The organism is Halobacterium sp. MBLA0001, assembly GCF_049705385.1.
GTDB lineage: Archaea > Halobacteriota > Halobacteria > Halobacteriales > Halobacteriaceae > Halobacterium > Halobacterium salinarum.
The window spans coordinates 828220-847961 of record NZ_JBNAMQ010000007.1; the positions used below are offsets into that span (position 1 = coordinate 828220).

General features: G+C 55.3%; 18 protein-coding genes. 9 read left to right on the forward strand and 9 right to left on the reverse strand.

Going from position 1 to position 19742, the window contains the following annotated elements; all coding sequences use genetic code 11:
- The first annotated feature begins 53 nt into the window (after positions 1-53).
- Positions 54-3560, forward strand: coding sequence for a helicase-related protein (locus ACOZ32_RS05490; protein WP_424335053.1), 3507 nt, complete (start codon positions 54-56; stop codon positions 3558-3560).
- A gap of 52 nt (positions 3561-3612) precedes the next feature.
- A complete protein-coding gene (locus ACOZ32_RS05495) occupies positions 3613-3963 on the forward strand; it encodes a hypothetical protein (protein ID WP_424335054.1) in 351 nt (116 codons plus the stop codon).
- Between the two features lie 41 nt (positions 3964-4004).
- Here the strand turns inward: ACOZ32_RS05495 and ACOZ32_RS05500 are convergent, their stop codons facing one another.
- Entirely contained in the window at positions 4005-4334 is a 330-nt protein-coding gene (locus ACOZ32_RS05500) for a hypothetical protein (protein ID WP_424335055.1), read from the reverse strand.
- A 482-nt stretch (positions 4335-4816) separates the two neighbouring features.
- Here ACOZ32_RS05500 and ACOZ32_RS05505 point away from each other — a divergent pair, with 482 nt between their 5' ends.
- From ACOZ32_RS05505 to ACOZ32_RS05525, 5 genes are all read left to right on the forward strand, one after another.
- A complete protein-coding gene (locus ACOZ32_RS05505; RefSeq protein WP_424335056.1) occupies positions 4817-5797 on the forward strand; it encodes a metallophosphoesterase family protein in 981 nt (326 codons plus the stop codon).
- A 55-nt stretch (positions 5798-5852) separates the two neighbouring features.
- A complete protein-coding gene (locus ACOZ32_RS05510; RefSeq protein ID WP_424335057.1) occupies positions 5853-6095 on the forward strand; it encodes a hypothetical protein in 243 nt (80 codons plus the stop codon).
- A gap of 78 nt (positions 6096-6173) precedes the next feature.
- Positions 6174-7160 carry an HNH endonuclease gene (locus tag ACOZ32_RS05515; protein ID WP_424335058.1) on the forward strand — a complete coding sequence of 329 codons (987 nt, stop codon included), beginning with the start codon at positions 6174-6176 and terminating at the stop codon, positions 7158-7160.
- 311 nt (positions 7161-7471) lie between these two features.
- On the forward strand, positions 7472-8683 hold the full coding sequence (locus ACOZ32_RS05520) for a restriction endonuclease (RefSeq protein WP_424335059.1): 1212 nt from the start codon (positions 7472-7474) through the stop codon (positions 8681-8683).
- 64 nt (positions 8684-8747) lie between these two features.
- The gene (locus tag ACOZ32_RS05525; RefSeq protein WP_424335060.1) at positions 8748-10094 is read left to right on the forward strand and encodes a restriction endonuclease; all 1347 of its coding nucleotides are present in this window, start codon (positions 8748-8750) and stop codon (positions 10092-10094) included.
- A 5-nt stretch (positions 10095-10099) separates the two neighbouring features.
- Here ACOZ32_RS05525 and ACOZ32_RS05530 read toward each other — a convergent pair whose 3' ends face one another.
- The 5 genes from ACOZ32_RS05530 to ACOZ32_RS05550 form a co-directional block, all read right to left on the reverse strand.
- Positions 10100-11332 (reverse strand): hypothetical protein, encoded by a 1233-nt coding sequence (locus tag ACOZ32_RS05530; RefSeq protein WP_424335061.1) that lies wholly within the window; start codon positions 11330-11332, stop codon positions 10100-10102.
- A gap of 103 nt (positions 11333-11435) precedes the next feature.
- On the reverse strand, positions 11436-11747 hold the full coding sequence (locus ACOZ32_RS05535) for a hypothetical protein (protein ID WP_115795711.1): 312 nt from the start codon (positions 11745-11747) through the stop codon (positions 11436-11438).
- Positions 11744-12130 (reverse strand): hypothetical protein, encoded by a 387-nt coding sequence (locus tag ACOZ32_RS05540; protein ID WP_135829592.1) that lies wholly within the window; start codon positions 12128-12130, stop codon positions 11744-11746. Before ACOZ32_RS05540 ends, ACOZ32_RS05535 begins: the two co-directional genes overlap by 4 nt.
- 628 nt (positions 12131-12758) lie before the next feature.
- Positions 12759-13373, reverse strand: a complete 615-nt coding sequence (locus ACOZ32_RS05545) for a DNA-directed RNA polymerase subunit epsilon (protein WP_115795709.1) — start codon at positions 13371-13373, stop codon at positions 12759-12761.
- A 261-nt stretch (positions 13374-13634) separates the two neighbouring features.
- Complete coding sequence (locus ACOZ32_RS05550) at positions 13635-13868, reverse strand: hypothetical protein (RefSeq protein ID WP_424335062.1); 234 nt, start codon at positions 13866-13868, stop codon at positions 13635-13637.
- 194 nt (positions 13869-14062) lie between these two features.
- Between ACOZ32_RS05550 and ACOZ32_RS05555 the strand changes: the two genes are divergently transcribed.
- Both ACOZ32_RS05555 and ACOZ32_RS05560 read left to right on the forward strand, forming a co-directional pair.
- Positions 14063-15397, forward strand: a complete 1335-nt coding sequence (locus ACOZ32_RS05555) for an IS4-like element ISH32 family transposase (protein ID WP_424335044.1) — start codon at positions 14063-14065, stop codon at positions 15395-15397.
- Between the two features lie 214 nt (positions 15398-15611).
- Positions 15612-16064 (forward strand): endonuclease NucS domain-containing protein, encoded by a 453-nt coding sequence (locus ACOZ32_RS05560; protein ID WP_424335063.1) that lies wholly within the window; start codon positions 15612-15614, stop codon positions 16062-16064.
- A 147-nt stretch (positions 16065-16211) separates the two neighbouring features.
- Here the strand turns inward: ACOZ32_RS05560 and ACOZ32_RS05565 are convergent, their stop codons facing one another.
- The 3 genes from ACOZ32_RS05565 to ACOZ32_RS05575 form a co-directional block, all read right to left on the reverse strand.
- Positions 16212-17378: an ISH3-like element ISH27-3 family transposase gene (locus ACOZ32_RS05565; protein ID WP_424335064.1), complete on the reverse strand. Its 1167-nt coding sequence runs from the start codon at positions 17376-17378 to the stop codon at positions 16212-16214.
- Between the two features lie 78 nt (positions 17379-17456).
- The gene (locus ACOZ32_RS05570; protein WP_424335258.1) at positions 17457-17846 is read right to left on the reverse strand and encodes a Zn-binding domain-containing protein; all 390 of its coding nucleotides are present in this window, start codon (positions 17844-17846) and stop codon (positions 17457-17459) included.
- A gap of 39 nt (positions 17847-17885) precedes the next feature.
- Complete coding sequence (locus ACOZ32_RS05575; RefSeq protein ID WP_135829594.1) at positions 17886-19586, reverse strand: ATP-dependent nuclease; 1701 nt, start codon at positions 19584-19586, stop codon at positions 17886-17888.
- Positions 19587-19742 lie beyond the last annotated feature (156 nt).

Sequence of the window (19742 nt, forward strand, 5' to 3'; positions counted from 1 at the left end):
GGTTTGCACCACTCAGATGATAAACAAATATCGCAGTCAAGCCGCTCGAAATCATGAGTGATGACGAATCAATAGGAATCATCGATAACCGGCGCTACTCGCACCTAGACGAGGTCCTGAAATCCGGGCTCGAAGGCGACGGGGTGGATCGGATTCGGATTGCTGTCGGGTACCTCTATATGAGCGGCCTAAAGCGACTTCGTCCAGAGCTGGATGAATTCCTCGACAACGGTGGTACACTCCAAGTCCTAATAGGGAATCCAGATCAGCAGGGGTTGGACGAACTCATAGAGGCTCATCAGAACCTCCGTCTCACTGGTACGAAATTCAAACAGTCACAGAACGTCAAGTGGAGTGAGCGCACAGAAATTCGTGCCGAAACCGCGAACAACTACTCGAACCAGCTGCTTTACGAAAACCCGACTGCAGAGAATCAAGCGTTCTTCACGAAGCTAATCGACTGGCTAGAACAGGGACGTATCCAGCCAAAGCTGTACCTTCAGGAACGGTTCCACGCAAAGGCATATCTCTTCGAAAAAGACGAAGGGGACATCTTTACACCCAAAGACGTCGGCGTCGTCGGTTCGTCGAATCTCAGTCTCAGTGGGCTCCACAGCAATACGGAACTAAACGCACCCGTCTACAACGAGAGAGTTACGCAACTGAAGGACTGGTTCGATGACTTGTGGGACGACGCCGTAGAATTCGACGCCGACCTCCTAGACGCATTCGAAGATTCTTGGGTTTCGAACAATCCGGGTCACGTTTCGGCGGAAGACGAGCCACCGGCACTGCCGGATGATTCACTCCCAGATGACACGACGGAGACGCTCCGTGAGGTCAGTAGTGGTACTGGTCTCCCGGCGCCGTATCTGGTGTACACGAAGATTCTCTACGAGCTTTACAAGGAGACATTAGAGACTGCTGAAGACTATCTCCAGTCATTCGACGTATACGAGGATCTCTATGAGTTCCAGCAGTGGGCGGTGAATCGGGGCATCCGAATCGCCAACAAATACGACGGGGTCCTCGTCTCCGACGTGGTCGGGATGGGGAAGACGTTCGTCGGCCTTGGCCTCCTCGAACACTTCCACGCTCGGAATCGTCTCCGTGGTAACAAGGGGAAGATGTTGATCATCTCGCCGAAACATCTTCAGCCGATGTGGGAGCGGATGGTCAACAAGCGGTACAACTTCAACGCGGAAGTAATCAGTCTGGGGATGGTCTCGAAGGAGGACTACCACGAGACGCTCTTGGAAGAGCATGACGACACGACGGTATGTCTCGTTGATGAAGCGCATCACTTCCGGAACGACGATACACACCGGTACGACAATCTACAGTCGTTCCTGCCGACGGTCAATCAGACAATTCTCCTGACTGCGACACCGTATACGAAAAGCGCGTGGGACGTCTACAATCAGATTAAGCTGTTCCACATCGAGGACCTCACGCAGATTCCGATTACGCCCCCCAACCTCTACGACTTCACACAGATGGCGGAGAACGACGAGACTGACCTCTCGAATCTTCTCAGCCACGTCATGGTGCGGCGGACTCGCCAGGACATCATCGACCAATACGGTGAGGAAGACGAGGAGGGCAATCTGTATCTCCAGATGGGTGGCGAACGACGGTACCTCCCAGATCGGCACTTACAGACGGTCGATTACAATCTGCATGAGACGTACTCGACGGAAGATGGTGTGAATGATTCACTCTACGATGCGATTGTGGAGACGCTGGAAGACCTCACGTTCGCTCGGTACTCACTGGGTCAAGAGGAATACCTGAAGACGGGGTACGCGAATCAGGACCCGTATCAGAACCTCTCTTCGATGGGAAGGAGCATTCGTGGGTTGATGAAGTCCAACCTCCTGAAGCGGTTGGAAAGCAGTGTCCACGCCTTCTACACGTCTCTCAATCGGATGCTTCGGAGTTACCGAATGTTCCGAGATCTCCTCGACGAAGGTACGGTCGCTGTCGGGAGCGACGTCTCCGAGCTCATCAACAGTGGTGAGCAGATCGACACCATCCTTGATGAAATTGACGAGATGGTTGAGGAAGGAGAGTACGCAGAATATCAAACGGAAGCCTTCCATCTTGAAGAACTGAAGCACGACCTTGAGACTGACATCCAACTCCTCTCTGATCTCCAGGCCACCTTGGAACCGTTCCATCAGGACATCCAGAACGACTACGCGATGGATGACAAGGTCGAACAGCTCCGGGGACTCCTTGGAAATCTTCGAGTAGGCACCCATGGTATTCTTCAGCGCGGTGATCGGGCTGAGAAGCTGATTGTGTTCACGCAATTTACAGACACGGTAGAGTATCTAGAGTCTGCGTTTGAGCAGTTCCAAGACCGCGGGCTCATCTCTGATGACGTTCGGTTTGCCAGTGCCACGAGTGACACGTCAAACGTCGAGAGCATCATCCAGCGTTTCGCTCCAGAGGCCAACGATGCTCGGGACGAAATTGACCCCAGTGACGAGATTGATGTCCTCTTTGCGACCGACGTGGCCGGGGAGGGTGTCAATCTTCAGGATGCGAATTTAGTCATCAACTACGACCTCCACTGGAATCCCCTGCGTCTAATTCAGCGAATCGGTCGTGTTGACCGCCTCGGGAGTGGCCACGAGGACATCTACGCGCTCAATTTCCTGCCTGAAACGAAACTCGAAGAAGAACTCGGCATCGTCGACCGCGTTGAATCTCGGGTTCAAGAAATCGGTAGAATCCTAGGTGAAGACGGCGATATTCTGAGCCCGGAGGATAACGTGAACAAGTCGTACATGGAGGACATCTACGCCGAGGAGGATATCGAGAAGGTCGAAGACGACGTGAACGAGATTATCGGGAGCGACGACCTCATCGGTCCGGCAAGCAGCCTCCAGGATCTCAAACAGGAACACCCGGATCTCCTCAGTTGGTTGGATGACCGTGACGGTATTCGGAGTGCGATGGAGTGGGACCGAGAGTACGACGGTGTCGTCATTGTCTACCGGCAAGGAGACTACACGACCCCGTACCTCGTAACCTTCCCAAGCGAAGGAGGGCAAGACCTTGCCTCACAAGAGAAAGATACTATCGTCGAAACCATCACGTGTCCTGTTGATGAGCCTGTTGCGTCCGTTGATGCCGAAAAGTTCGATAGTCGCTACGAACGGGCGGTTCAGGTGGCGCGGTCGGAGTTCGGAGATGACATGGGTAAGCGCCGTCAGTTCCAACGAGAGGCCCGTCAAGGTGCGAGTATTGACCGAGACTACGTGATTGACGAACTCGGGGAAGTCGCGTCGTCTGTGGAAAACACCGACCAACAACAGACCCTAGCACAGTTCCAAGATATCGTTGAGACTGTATCGGCAGACCAGATCCTCGACGAGTTCAGAGACCTCCGTAACGAAGAAATCACAGGTGAAGAGCTAGTGGCGGCTGTTCGAGAGATCATCTCCCGGTACAATCTGCAAGAGAAATACGAGGAACGCCAGGAGTGGGCGGAAGAACAGGAAGAGCCTCCGCACGTCGTCGCGGGAATGTACTTGAAAGGCGAAGAGTAGATCGCCTTGCACCGCGCTGAGATTCAAATACCATTACGCGCAACTTGGTGGTGTGAGTCAGTTAGAGCAACTCCCCACGACCGATTCTGGGCACGTAGTGAAGCGGCACGCAATCGACTGGCTGAGCGGTCTGGATGAGGCTTCTGAACAGGAGAGTCGAGAGTCGGTCGTTGAGAAGCCTAATAACTTCAGCGGAAGCAAATACGCGACCGAAATATCGGATATCCGGGTCACAGGATCCCCTGAGTTCGTTGAAGCAGTTGGAAGCCTGTTCAGGCCGCTCCTAGAGTTCGAGGGGGAAGATACACGGCTTGAAATTAATCTTCAACGGACCGAAGACCGCGATACGGGGGAATTGACCGATAATTATGCGTTGTACCTGTCCGTCGCAGAACGAGGGTAGCGACCTTCAGGGGCAGATCCCGAAATTGGCTGTGGTTCGATCTATTCTTCGACTACTTCGCCTTTTGGAACCTCGACAGTCACTTCTTCATTCGGTGCAAGTTCGTCGAAGGTGGCTACCGCTGTCGGTGTTCCGTCGGAAAGTCGTAGAAGGAATTCAAGATCGCCATCGGACGGAACTCGGACTTTACCGACAACACCGCCCGGGCCGCCGCCGTTGAAATCTTGTAGCTTCGGAGACCGCACGTAATCGGTTCCATAGGCCATCTCGTGCATCCGCTCTAATTGTTGGTCCCACGTCCGTTTCCCTTTGTCCTGAGCGATTTTCTCGAACACGTCTGCGCTGACTTCGATAGTTTTCTTTTCAGTCATAATCAGAATCCGGACACACCATGCCTCGGATACCGGTACAGAAATTAATGTCCTTCTTAGCGTGAATCAGGTGCCAAACAAGGAAAGTCGGACAAGAAAGGAACAATCGACGACTTATTATCACCGGACTGTAACGGGTTTCCTATCCGATGGGTTCTGGGAATGAGTTGACTGAGCTGTACGATTCTCTCTCTGTTCTGTATGGGTCGTTGCCTTCTGGGGTGGATTCGGAGTGGAGATTGGCGTTGCGGTCTGTGCTATACGGTGATGAGTTGTTGGCTGATGAGGCGTCGTGTTATGGCGCTCAGCAGAAGGAGCGGAATTCGGGGAAGCGGAAGGACTACGCGCAGCGACATGGGGATGGGGATCGGGTAACGGAGTTTTCGGCGACTCGGGTGGCGGAGCCGCGCGAGTCGGATAAGCAGTACGTGCCGTCGGGTGCGAAGTTACCGGTTGCGCCGGAGTCAGGAGAAGTGCTTCCAGTGAACGTCGCGTCGGCGGAGGTTGATTGGGCGATTTCGCTGCTGGCTGAATTCCCAGCTGAACCCGCAGCGGACCGTCTAGGTGACGGCGTCGATGTGTTGCTTGATCCGGCGCGTGTTCGTCAAACACGAGAGACCAGAGGAGGTGGTGCGACGGCGAGTGGGACGACAGTGTTGTTTGTGAGTGATACACATCTCGGGTACGAGAACCGTGTGAAGACGGGGAGTGGGGAACAGGTGTCGTGGATTGGTGAGATTAATACGCGGGAAACGATGCTGCGGATTCGAGAGATTGCGTTGGAGCGGGAAGTTGATGCGGTGATTCATACTGGGGATTTGCTGGATCATGAGGTGGATGGGGTGACGCTTGATGCTGCGACGTCAAGTTTGCGTGACTTGGCACGCTCCGAGATTCCGGTCTACTGTATTCTTGGAACGCATGACCACCAATCGGCGGACCCGAGGCATCCGACGTCTGTTGATGGTGGGGCGTGGCTACAACAACAAGTGCAGGACGGGACGCTCGTTGAGTTATCGGCATCGGGGACGGCGGTTGCTGGCGGACCGGTTGATGCGTACGGTGTGTCGGCGAAGAACGTCGGGCTTGACGATATTCGGTCGTATGATTTGACTGGGTGGGAGCCATCGGAGATTCCGTTTGAGGCGGCGTCGCCCGGCCCGAATATCCTGTGTCTGCACGAACGAGTGACGCCGTATGGCGGCGATGAGGCTGATATTGATGTAGACGCGTTGCTGGCGGCGTCACGAGTCACGTTTGATTGTGTCTTAGTGGGGGATGAACATTCGCCGCGTGGCGAGAATTTCGAGACCGGGTACACGTTCGCGGCAGCTGATGGGACACCAGTGCTGTACACCGGCCCAGCCACACGGGTGAATGACACATACGAGGACCGAGCGGCGTTCGTGACGGAACTCTCGATCTCTGCTGCGGGAGTGACAACGATGCGGCACTCGATATGACTGAGCGGTCGTAGATACCAAGTGCTGATAACCATCGCTGTCGTCTGGTCCGTTAATGCAGCGCTTCTCGAAGGGAGATCGTGTCCGGGTCGATATTCCGGATGGGACGGATCCCGATCATCAGGAGTTTCACGGGGAGCATGGGCAGGTCGTTGCAGTGTTGAGTGATGATGCGGATTCGGTTACTGCTGACGAGCGAGATGCGCAGCTCTACCGGGTCGCATTTGATTCGGGTGAAACGGCTGATTTCCGGTGGCGTGACTTACGACCACCAATCGACGACACCTCCCAAGCATAGTCCTCGACAGCTCTCAATCAGCTTCAGGACAGATCTGCCGGGGAAAGGATCATCATCCTGCTCTGTCACTGTTTCGTCATGCCTCCGGATCGGCTCCGTAGTATCGTCCCGATGTTTGGCGGTGGGACACGGTACGTTGAGACGCTGGATGCGATTCTTGCGTTCGTTGAAGCGCATCAGCCGACGACGGACGAACTCGTCGGATGGCATCGGGGTTCGTTCCAGAACGTGTCGAGTCGGGACTCGATTCTGCGGCGGGTGCGGTATTTACAGCAGGTCGGGTTTCTCCGTCAGGCGAACGATCACTGGGCGCTTGGTGATGCTGGTCGGGAGTACGTTGAGCAGGATGACGTGGCGACGCTGCTGCGAATTATGTGTGATCGAAACGTTGGACTGAGGAGTCTCATGTATGCGTTGGCTGCTGGGCCGATGACGCTCGCAGAGGTAAGTGAACAGCAGCTCGACACACATCCAGAGTTAGGGTGGAGCCCTGGCGAGACCGACATGGCGAAGCAGCGGGTGAATTGGCTGCGAAGCATGGGCCTCGTCGAGAAGCGCGGCGACGAGTACGCGTTGACGGAGGACGGCCTACAGTTCGTTGAGAGCGCGGTGGAGGAGTGGGCTGACTCGGACTGGACACCGTCGGTGAGCAATGCTGGGATGGGTACTGGGACGTACGAAACGACGGTCCACGCACGGTCGGTCGATCCGGAGTTCCGCGCGACTGTACTGTCCCGGCACGACCGGACGTGTCCAGTTTCCGGGGTGGATCATCCCGGTCTATTGGACGTGGCGCATATCCTGTCGTGGAGTGAGTACCCTGAGTACAGGGCGGACTTGGCGAACGTCGTGCCGTTGAGTAAAACGCATCACGCCGCGTTTGACCGTGAGCTGTTCACGCTCGATCAGGAGTGTCGTCTGTTGGTGAACCCGTCGTTTGAAACGGAGAGTGACTTACTACAGCGAACTATTATCAATCGAGCAGGCGAGCGGGTTCCATCGCTTGAAGGGCGTTTAGATACTACGTACCTTGCAGAACATAATGCGGAACTCGCGTGGGTGTGAGTTCAGGAACTCCAGCAGGAGTTCAGTCCAGCCACTACACCCTGCGAGAGTCTCACCAGTACGTGTGTAGACGTGCTTAGAAGCCGGCTCAGAGCCTACAAAACGTGGGAACACCACGTCCTTACGCTCTTTGCTTGCAGGGGAACTCCCTGGTCACTACGTCATCGTTCTTCCGTGCGCACTTAGTAGTGCCTATCTGAAAACAAGCCAAAGCGGGCACGAACGTCGCGGAGGACCGAGCAAACTCATGGGGGAGTTGCCCCGTCTGGTGGAGAAGTTTATGTATCTACAGTGTGGTTTTTGCGTGATATATGGCTACTGAAGGGGTTCCTCGGATCGAAGTGGACGATGACCGAGTACGTGTTAGCGAGTTTGAGGTGGCGGATTCAACGGTCGTGGAGTATCTTCGTCAGTTCGATGACGACCAAGAACGGGAGGATGCCTTCGTCCGGGCGTTGCGTGTCGGTGTAACGACGATGGATCTTGCGGAAACGTCTCAGCAGGAGGAGTACGTCGAGCGGAAGTTCACTGAGATGCAGCGAGATCTCCAGGAGGAGATTGACCGGATCGAGGATGAGGTCGAAGAGAAGTTTGGCGACGATGGTCACGTTCCTCAGATTTTCGACGATCACCTCGGACAGGATGGCCATCTCAAGCAGCACATTGAGGACGCGTTCAGCGAAGACGGGCCGTTTACCGAGCGCCTCGATGAAGAGCTCGGTGAAGACGGCGAACGTATTCAGAAGGCGCTGGACCCTGATACGGAGGGAACGCCCACGTACCGACTCAAGCGGACGCTACAGGATCAGATTCAGGACCTCCGTGATAAAATCGAGGAGCAAGCGACCGCTGAGGAGACGGAGGAAGAGATCCGGCAGCGAACCACGCTGAAGGGCGACGACTTCGAAGACACGGTCGAGAACATGCTCTCGGACCTCGTGTACAACACGAGTAACGAGGTCGAGTACACTGGTGACACGAATGGTGAGATCAGTGGTCGGAAAGTCGGCGACTTCGTTATCACGCTCAACGATACTGGTCAGCGAATCGTCGTCGAAGCGAAAAGCGACAGCGGGTACTCACAGCGCGATATCAAGGAGGAACTCGCTGACGCCGTGGAGAACCGTGACGCCGATTACGGGATCGTCGTCTTCGAGTGCGAGTCCTACATCCCGGACAAAGTCGGGTACTTCCACGAGTTCGATTCCGAGCGGCTCTCCGTTGCCCTCAAAGAAACCGAGGACGACGACGTCGAACCGGGCTTCCTCCGGATCGCGTACAACTGGGCGCGGACACGGGCGGTCCAAGGGTACGTCGATTCGGGTACCGCCTTCGATCCGGAAGCAATTCAGAACGCCGTGAGTGAGGTGAGCGATTCGATTGACCGGTTCAGTACGATACGGAAGAAGACAACCTCAATCAGGAAGACGGCCAACGAAATCGACGAGGAACTAGAGGAGATCGAGGGTGAGGTAAAATCGGAGTTGGCGGATATTCGCACCGAAATTCAGACTGCAGAGTAACCGACAGACTCCCTGTCTACCCCTGTGATTTTTCTCCTGGCAAAGTAGTGATTCACACACACGAATGACGGGGATTGCCATTATTACAGCTGGACGGGAGGACGCCTATCAGGATTATCTGCAGTCCGTGAAGGAAGGGTATGACCCGGCAGAGTTTGAAGAGTATCTTTCTGACACCGAAGTTGAGGCCGTTACTGATTCAGAGACTGAGAAAGTGCATCTGTGGGGGACGTCAGTTGACTCGAAGTGGCAGTTCGTGGAGGGTGGGGACATTGCGTTAATCTACCGGGATGGGAGGTACATCGCGCAGGCGACGGTTGTGCGGACACGTGAAGATCTTGACCTGGCTGAGCACCTCTGGCGTACTGAGGGGAACCCGTGGGATCCTGAAAGTCCGTGGCGGTATTTGCTGTTCTTGACTGGGGTGGAGGAGATTGATGTGGACGTTGAGTCGTTCAATGAACTCGCGGGGTACCAAGACAATTATATTCCGCAGGGGTTCAGTCGTGTGTCGGATTCGCGTATCCGCGACATAGAGGATGCGTATGAGTCCGTTGAAACCGCGGTTAATGAGTTGACAGGGAGCGGTGTCCGGGTTCATGAGTTCGATGAGGAGCCGTCGCAGGAGGAATCTGAAGAGGTACAAGAACTAGATCTGGGAGAGCGTATTGTTGCGGCGAGTCGGGATGGTGACCAATATGAGGAGTTGGAAGAACTGGTCGCCAAGGCGTTCTCTCGGTTAGGGTTTGAAGCGCGATGGATTGAAGGCGGAGATGATACGGACGTTGAAATCACGGCTCCAATTCACGCAGTCATCGAGGTAAAGGCACGAAGCAGTGGGACGCTGGCATCGCCAGATGCAACGCGAATCCAAGGGCATAAAGAGCGACATTTGGCCGACCAAGCGATTGTGGTTGCACCTGGCTTCACCCCGGCGGCAATTGAAGATGCGGACCGACAAGGAATCGTCCTCCTTGCGACCAATCACCTCCAGGCGCTCCTAGAACGGCGTGATGCCTATGGAATCCCGCCAGAAGCACTCGCAACATATCTCACTGAACCGGGTGCATTCCAAGATGACCGCTTAGATCAGATCGATGATGAACTCCGGACTCGTCTCGGTGGTACGGAGGACTTGCTCGCCGTGATGGAAGCGCTTCAACGAGCAAACCCAGAGGAAGGAACCGCTGACCGGCTCCGCTTGATTTTGAAAGGCATGTACAGTGAGGAACGAGTTCCGGACCAGCACGTCATTGAACAGTCACTCAACCTATTGGCTCACCCAAGCATCCAACTGGCGGAGTACGAAGAGGGACAGTACCAGCCGACAACAACCAAAGAGAATGCAGAAGTCCTGCTCCGACGGTTCGGGAATCTCATCACCGAAGTTAGTAAGTCAAGCGAAGAGTGAGCCAGTCAGAGTCCGACCGCTTGATTTAGCGTCCACTCGCTCGATAGGACTTCGTCCTTGTCATCGGTCCCACCTTCCGTGAGCAGTCCGATGTGCCGGAGATGGTATTTGAATTGAAAGTGAATGCCCGATTTGTACACGGTCGGATCGATAAGGACCGATTCGTCGATGTCACCGTCGGCGGTGAGGATGTCTTCGCGTCTGGATTGGGTGAAGAATACTTCCACGGTGAGTGGTTGGTTGATGCGGCAGGCTTCTCGCGCGACGTCGTCGATGGTTGCGGGTTTGATGCCGCGTTGGTGGAGGCGTTCGAGTGCTTCGATGATGAGTTGCGTTGGGTCGTACTGGATGGCGACTGAGCGGGCGAATTGCGCCCAGCGGGGTGCGAGGTCGGTGAACGGTGTGGATCGGCCTTTCCAGGAGGCGAATTCATCGAGTGCAGCATCGACGGTTCCGTGTTGAGTGCGAGCGAAGCGGACGACTTCTGCGCCGAGGTGCGTGAGTGTCTCTCCGTCAGGTCGATTGTCGACGAGACCGAGGAGGATTGCCCCGCGGCGGCCTCCAGATACGCTGTTGATCACGTGTTCGGAGTAGATGTCAGCGGTGTCACCATCTGCAGCGAGGGCGAGGGCGTAGCCGAGGTAGTTCTTCGGATGGTTTACTGGGAAGCTACCTTCGGTGAGTTGGTGCGTCGTTGCTTGAAATCGGATTGCGTCGATAGTGGTGGAGAAGTCACCGACGCCGGTGACGCGAGCGGGTTCGATGAGCGTTGCGTCGTACGGGCTTTCGACGCCGATGACGCCGATGTTGAGATCGCGTGCGAGAGCGCGTGCTTGATCAGAGATGCTCTGTATGGGGGCGGCGACGTACCCGATGTTGACTTCGGAGAGGTGGCCGTGCGCCTGGTTGATGCCGGTTCGGACATCGGCGGCGCTCGGGTCGGTGTTGTGGCCTTTCGATTCGATGACGGCGACAGGGGTTGTCGTGGTGTCGGCGTTCAGGACTTCGAGAGCGGGCATCCCGACGCCGAGGAGATCAGGTTCGCCGTCGGCAAGGCGAATCGTATTGAACGGCGCAAGACGACTGCGCAGATCTTCAGGGATTTCCCACCCACCCCACGTCGGTTTCGTGAACTGGGTTTCCGTAACAGCGTAGTGATCTGGACTGGTATCGAGATTCGGGTAGAGGGTGTCTTTCGCGGCAGCGAGAACGGCAGGTTCGGTGAGTGTAGCTGCCATTGCTACAGCCCTTCTCAACCGGTCGTCATTAAATTGGGCCGTGCAGGACGTCAATCCGCCCGAGCACAGATACCGATTCGAGTGCAGAACGGTGAGAGGTGCGCTACTCGTCGTTCGGGTCGTAGATCTTCCGGATCCACGCGCCTTGGGCAAGCTTCAACTGTATCTCTTCGCCGTCTGGCCAGAGGTTGTCGAAGCCACCGAAGACGTAACCACAGCCTTCGTCAAGCGTGATGTCGTCGTTGAAGACGACGCAGGGGCGTTGGACGTCGCCGCGGTCGCTGTTGCCGAGCATGACCTTCTGGTGTGGGGTGTGGCTGTTGAGGTCAATGGAGTAGTTGACGAATGCTTTCGTTTTGATGAACCCGTTCGTGCCGTCGAACTCGTCGATGTGGAGGAACGGTGGGCTGCTCATCGGTGACCACCTCCCCGGATCACGGTGACTTGTCCGCAGGTTTGGACGGCGGGTTGTGGTTCTCCGCAGGTTGGGCAGCGCGTGTCTGTGATCGGGTCTACGAGGTCGTCGCAGGCGTCGCACATCACGAGGCCGGTCGTGTCGAGGCGACCGTCGTTGATGAGGACGGTTCGGATCCAGCCGTCGCGGACGAGAATGAGTGCGTCGACGGGTTCGTAGAGACGGGCGTGGCTGCAGCGGGCTGCGGGTGCATCGACGGGTTTGGCGGCGCGCCAGGCAGCTTCGAGCGGGCGGTCCGTGGGGAAGCGTTCGTGCCAGCGGTCGTGGGCGTGCTGTTTGATCGGCGGAAGATACGTCTGGTCGAGGTTGGTGTAGCTGGACATTGATCGAAGGAGTCGCGTGGTGATGCGTCTCGTCGTCTGAGTGCCAGTGGCTGCGTAGGGAGTGTATCTGCGCTGGCCAGTGTTGCCACTGGGCGCGGTGATACAGACTGTTGAGGAAACCCTTCGAGGTGAGCCGTCGAGAGGGATGGAGCTCTCTGAGGGAGTGTCGAAGGGTCTCTAAGGGACGTCGCTGGCTAACGACGAGAAGCGATGCGTGAACCTCGCGCGTACGATGGAATGTACACCGAAGCGGTTGGCTGGGTCGAAGCCTCGAAGCTCGCGTGTGTAATGGAGTAACCCCTTCGTGGCTGAAGCAGAGTCAGAGTCCTCGTGAACTGGCCACTTCGGAATAGGTGTTGCAAAGGGGCCAAACTTGGTACCCTGCTTAACGAAGGGCTGGCGAACTTCGCGCGATAATTGGCAGCCAGGCCGTCGCTCCGCCTTATGGCGGAACCGACGACCGACGACCCTCATTTCGCATATTGTCGCAGGGAATACTTAAAAGAATATTATTTTCGAGCATTCTAGGCACAAAGATAATAACCATTGAGCATTTACCGGCACAAATAGGGGAGTACCGTTGTCCGAGGAGGTTTCTTTGGCGAATTCGGCGGGCACGAAGACGCAGTCATAGTGGGAAGTGATCGTGTTTTTTGAGTTCGCGTTTGACGAGTTGTGAAACGCTATAGAGATCGGATTTCGAAACCTCTTGTTCCTCCAGCAGAGTTTGGAAATCGTCTTGTTCCAGCATCCGCGGCGGGAGTCGGTCGGCATCGAGGTCCGGCAAGGCCTCATCAGGAATCCGATTAAACCGGTCCCACTCGACGACGACTTTGATCGTGGCGAGGGCAACTTTTGACAGGCGTTTCTGCCGACCGAATCGATCAAGATTCATCGTCGCCATCGCGGTGACTGCCGCTTGTTGCTGATGGGCGGGGATATCGAGCGCAGAGCAGAAAGCCTCGGTCACACGAACCTTATCGCGGATTGCCTCACGGGTACTGTGATTACCGTCAGAACGATGCCGGCCTTCATTGTGCCGAATGAGTTTCTCTACCTCTCCGCCAGCACTACCAATGCCGACGCGAGTCTCACCAAACGGATCATACCCCGAGGAATACGCATCCGGGGAATGGTCACGCTCCTGTTGACGGGAGGGCTGGAGCTCCGGGGTTTCATCGACTTGCGAACTATCTGCCTCTTCTGACTCAGTTTGATCCCCGGCGGTGAATTTCTCACTCACGGCAATATTCCAACTACAACTAAAATAGCTACCAGCTACAGTATAACGTTTACCCGGACTGATTTATTGCCAAATTTCTCACAGTCATACTGGAATATTCCTACTTCCGATGTCTGGACATTCAAATTTAAATGAGTTCTACAAGTTCGTCGTGCTATGGTAAATCAAGATAACAATTGGTGGAGGATGACCGCTGGCCATGGTGGGTCGTTAGCTATCGATTGGCTTGAACAGGACATTGTCACGGTCGGGTGGGCACGCTCAGTTGGTGATTTCCGGGATCAAAGCGCAGAGAAGATCGTAGATAAAAGCAAGGATGCGGGCGCTGGCCGCCAAGTAGCCCGTTTTCTGGGGAAGACAAAACGCGGAGATGGAATGCGCAAAGGCGACACAGTGATCGTCTATGCACCGAATCCGAAAGGACTGGTAGTGGGCGTTGGTGAGGTCGGTGAGCCGGAATACGTTAGGCACCCCAACCTGCCATTCGATGACCATCGATACCACCGTACCGTCAGATGGTATGACTGGGGCACTCCAGTATCTAAGGACGAACTGCCCTCTGACTGCCCTCAAGTCTATACGCCAGCTACATTAGCTAACTTTGGTGGTTCCCGGGCATCCGTTCTAGTTTAGCAGAGTGTACCGTCGTCTGATTAGATATCGTTGTAACTACCAGTCAGAGAAATCCGGTGGATAGTGTGACTTACTCCCCACCGGATTCAGTGATTGTTGATCGGATTCAAAGAGCGTTTCCCTCCGATGAGTTGCGCGAGCGCGCTCGCGCAACGAATCTCGTCGAGCGTGAACGGAAATTCGACGCTGTTGCGCTGTTCTACACGCTTTCACTTGGCTTCGCTGCTGGGTCAGACCGATCTGTACAGGCTTTTCTCGAACGATTCGTCGAAATGTCCGACTGCGATGAACTCTCCTATGCAACCTTCCACGGGTGGTTCTCTCCACCGTTCGTTGCACTCCTTCGAGAGATTCTCGATGATGCCATCGAGAGTCTCGATACCAGAAATGCCGACCTTAGCGGACGTCTCGAACGCTTTCGAGACGTCCTCATTGCCGATGGGAGCATTGTTTCTCTCTATCAAGACGCCGCGGATGTGTACGCTGCGACCGGTGACGATCAGGCCGGTCTGAAACTTCACCTAACAGAATCACTCTCAACTGGCCTTCCAACACGGTACCGAACAACTGACGCTAAAACCCAAGAACGGAGCCAGCTACCCACCGGCGAGTGGGTAGCTGGCGCACTTGTCTTGCTCGATCTCGGTTTCTACGACTTCTGGTTGTTCGACCGCATCGACCAGAATAACGGCTGGTTCGTCTCCCGTGTGAAAGACGACGCAAACTTCGAGATCGTCGAAGAGCTCCGGACGTGGCGGGGGAACAGTATCCCGCTCGAAGGAGAGTCGCTGCAGGACGTCCTTGACGACCTGCAGCGACAGGAAATCGATGTTCGCATCACCCTCTCGTTCGAGCGAAAGCGAGGGTCGTGCACCAGCACGACCCGAACGTTCCGACTGGTCGGTGTTTGGAACGAGGATACTGAAGAGTACCATCTCTATTTGACAAATCTCTCGAAAGACGACTATAGTGCGCCCGATATCGCACAGCTCTATCGGGCGCGCTGGGAAATAGAATTATTGTTCAAAGAACTGAAATCACGCTTCGGACTTGACGAAATCAACACGACCGATCCGTACATCATCGAAGCTCTGGTCATCATGGCCGCAATCTCACTGCTGATGAGCCGTGTTATCGTCGATGAACTCCGGAAACTGGACGTGAAACAACGGGAAAGCGCCGACGACGCCACAGCGTCGTCGCCGCAACTTCCTCGTCGACGATGTTCTCACGCTGTCGAACGCCATTCACACCTGATTCAGTTGTACGTGATGCTCGATTTAGGGTACGAACTTCCGGATTTAGATGAGTTGTTGCTGTGGGCTTCACGTGATCCAAATCCGCATCGACCGCGGTTACGTGAGCAGGTTGAGTCAGGCGAGTTCTGGTAACGAACTCGCCTGACGACCGGGGAAGCACCTGTGTCGATAGCGGCAGCGCTGGAACGGCGACGCACTCACGGCTGTGAGTGCGCCGCCTCGAAGGTATCACACAACAAATCAGCGACTGCCTGCTCCAGCGAACCCAGTCTCCTGAGCTAATCCGCCTCAATTCGGTATAGTCTCCGCTGAGATCCTGCTTCACTCCGTCACTAAACTAGAACAGATGGGTTCCCGGGAGGATCTCAAAGCGGCGGTGAATCGAGCACCAGAGATTCCGACCGAGGAAATTGAATCGACGATCTCGCTAGGATCATCGGAGGACGATATGCATGTTTGGGCGATGAGGAATCTTCAGAAAATAGATAGTGGCCTCACGGTTACAGAGCATGAATCTCCGATTCCTGTTGGTGATATCGATGTCCTCGCTGAAGATTCGGATGGCTGGGTAGTTGTCGAGCTGAAAAAGGGCGAGGCAGACGATAGTGCAGTTGGTCAGATCAAGGGATATATGAATGATTTGAAGCGTGAGACTCAGGCTGAGGAGGAGGTACGAGGTATCCTGATCGCGGAGGACTTCTCTACACGGGTGAAGCGTGCAGTAGCGGATGATAATGTAGATCTATACCGATTGAAGCTCAATCCTAGTTTCAGTACCTCACAAAGCGTCCTCAGTTGAGTCAGTCTGAGGTCTGATTTCTGTTGCGGAGTGCAGTGACCGACCGCGATCTCCTCACAGATCGACGGGAAGCTGTCGCTGTCGGCGGCGCTTAGCCGCCGACGCGACAGCGTCGCCACTCAGTGCGGGGGCTGTCCCGGTCAGTGGTTAGCGGTGGAATCGGTCGTCAGGTGGTCGGTTCGCGGGGACGGCCCGACGCACCGCAAGGGCCGTCCACGCAGCCCGTCGAACCATATTCACGAACTCCTTGTACGGCCACCACCAGAGGCGACGCCCGCCTCGGCGCGGCGTCGCCACGTATTCGTAGTGGAGATACCGCCAAACATTCTGTAGCAGCAGACTCACTACGACGTACAGCAGTCTCACCGTCGCGTCTCGTGTCGTTGTCGTCGCTATCGCTTGCTCGGACAAGCGATAGCTCGATTCGATACCGAAGCGTTTGCTGTAGTGGTATCGCGCTTCGCGTGGCGTCTCGATGAACGGCGCGTCAGCGGCGTAGCCGTGACGCGCTACACCGTTCTCGTCATATCGTCCGTTCAGGTACGTACAGTCGATGTAGACGGGAAACTCGACGGTCCAGCTGTGACCGTCGAGTTTCCCTGTCAGGTTGTGTTGAATAATGCGACTCCATCCTTCCGAGAGTTCCTGCTGAATCGCCTCACCCCACTGAATGATTGGGACCACGTAGGCGTAGTTGTGCGCCTGAAGCAGCGTGAGACACTTGCTGTCGTAGAATCCGCGATCAAGGTAGACGGCCTTGACCTCGGTGTTAAGGCCGTCGAGTACACCAAGGAACTCAGCGAGGACGCTGCTGGCGGTGTCGCCGTCTTCGAGACGGCGCACCGCCAGCGTGTAGCGTTTGTTCTTCACACGCGCGTAGAGTGTGGCGTAGGCGTGGAATGCGGTGGTTCCACGCTTGGCTTCCGAGTGATAGAGGTTCTCCGTGTCGTCTTCATCACCGTAGTAGGGCCGCAGGTGGAGGTCTGCGCAGACCTCCACCTGCTCGGGAAGCAGTTCGACGATGTCTCGGCGAAGAAGCGTGTTAGCGACTCGTTCGAGCCGTTCGGGCTCGAACTTCGTCCGTAGATGATAGAGAACTGTGTTCGCCGATGGCGAGTCTTCACTGGAGTTGCACAGCGTCGAGATCGAGGTCCCGTCGGCGGTCGCGCCGACGAGGACCTCGTAGATGTCCTCTGCACCGATTTCAGCGTTGTTGGCGAGGTTGAGAGAAACTTCCTCGTCAAGGCAGTTGACGAGGAAGTTAAGGAGCTGGTCCTCGTGAATCTCACTGTCTGCTTGCTGGGTCGTAGACACACCTTCAGCAAGCAGACGTTCTAACTAAGCGGCTTTGTGATGTACTGAGTTTGGAATCGACGTAATCCGGATCTTGTTTTAGGAGTAGAAGACGACGGGGCGGCGGTCGCTGCCGTGTTCGTCGTCGGGGAGGTGTTCGGCGAGGCCGTCGCGGTCTTCCGCGCCGAGGAGTTGGTTGAGGACGTCGATGGCGGAGGCGCGGAGGAGGGGTTTGTTATCGTTGTCGCAGTTTTCGTCGAAGGTGTAGGCGGGGCAGCCGTTGGGTTGGCCGCAGTGGCAGTCGCGGAGTTGGTCGCGGGCGCGTTCGGCGAGGGCTTCGAAGTTCTCGTAGATGGCGCGGGCAGAGCCGAGGCCGCAGGTGTCGCCGTCCGGAAACTCTTTAGTTGGAGTGTGGACTGAGAATCGTACCCCCGTTACCGTGTTCGGTATAAGATGGTCGAGTCGCTCAACCGGGAAATAATCGAAGATTTAGCTACTAAAAGTTAACAGAAACTATTCGAAGAATGACTATGACAACTGATCAGTGACGCGATCTAAGAAATCGTGAAGTTCCTCGATTTCTTCGCCTTCCCTGTACATCGCTTCGACGATTTCTGTGCCCCGTTTCTTGTCATATTGCCTGCCAGCGTCAGGAGCAGTGATATTGCCGCACGCGTCACACTGTCGATCCTCTACGGGTGCTCCCTCCTCCCCAATATGTGTCTCTGCAATCTCTGAATGGAGTTTCTCGGGGATGTCCTCGTAGCTTCCAACGAAATCTGGACCTACGTCGAGACCGAGCGTTTGGTTGATTCCAGTCGGCGAAAAGTAGTTCTCGATCTCCCGTTTTTCCAGGATATGAACGAATGCTCGAAGTTCTCTACAGTCGTCCTGAATCTGTTGTACGGTATCTGAAGGACGGGTATCTTCGGACCGGCGGTCGCTGTCCAGCAAGAAGCAGAAGTTGTGATTGATCCCTTGCAAGTCTTCCGGGTTGCAGCTCTGGATGTTGCCTGTCCCCCCGAGGTGCTGAATTGTGATGTTCTTCCGCTCCCAGTCTTCTACGTACTCTCGTGCCACGGTTCTGAGAATACTCGCGTCACTGGGGCCCTCAGTGTAGATGACGAAGTCGCTTTGGAGGATGTCACTGTTTCGAGCGCCAAGTTCCTCTACTGCGGAGAGATAGTCTTCGTTGATCATCCGAATCGATGTTTTTCCGCCTTCTCGTTGCACAAGATGGAGATCACCATGACCTCGACGATCGATGAAGATAGGTGAGTGTGTGGATAGCATTATTTGTCCCCCGGACTGGGCAATCTGTTTAAGCGAGCCCAGCATCTCTCGTTTCGCTTCTGGGTGGAGCCAAACTCCGGGCTCTTCGAAGAGTAGGAAGTACCCCTCGTCAACGTGCCGTTCTCGGTAAGCCTCAACCAGTGAAAGAACGAACATGCTCCCCACTCCCGAGCCTCGTTCTCCAACCGGGACTGACGTTTCGGTCGAGTGATCCTTGACCGTAATCGATGGAGTGAACGCTTTTCCCAAGTCAATTGCCCCAGGATCAACTTCCACTTCACTGATCGAGTCCAGTCGGCTCACTAGTCGGTCTTCGATTAGACCGGAGAGAACCCCCATCTCGTCTTGAAGTTCCTCCTCCAGTGATTCGCGCTTTGCGCTGAGCGACTCGCTATCGTTGAGGAGGGGACTCAGCAGGCGGTCGATCCAGGTGTCTGACTTGAACTTTGTCTGCTCGGAGATATTCCGCTCCGCGGGAATGTAGATAGGTTCGGGAAGGTATGACCAGATTCGCTCACGTGACGGAACCTTATTGAGTTCTTCGCCATCCTCTACGATTGTCCCGGAACCTAGCGTTTCCTGCTCGTCTTCTCCCAATAGTGTCGTTCGGGATGGAGCCCGTTCCCCATTCTCGCTGTACTTTCGGACGATTTTCAGAGTCCCATCCGACGTGTCGACAGAATCAGTGAGCTGCTCTGAGAGTTCATCTGGCACTCCTGCGAAGCGGCCAGAGAAGACGATCTCTTCCGCTTCGCGCATGTGGAAGTGACTGGGCTCGGGCTTCCCCTTCTCCTTGAGGAAGATCCTAACCGCTTCCAGAAACGACGATTTGCCTGCGTCGTTTTTTCCGATCAGTACTGAGAGTTCTTCAATCGATCCGAAGCCGTCCTCTTCTATCGGTTTGAATGTCTCGACTTGAAATTTAGTTAAATTCATGAGTGGTTATTATCACGTCATCATTCGCTCAGCCAGGCTTCCAAAATGTTCCGGTAGGTATCGGTGCCCGGATTGTTGAACATCTTTTGTGTCACCCACACATGACATTAATAATATCTTATCTGAGATGCGCTACCTCCAGCAAATCCACTACGT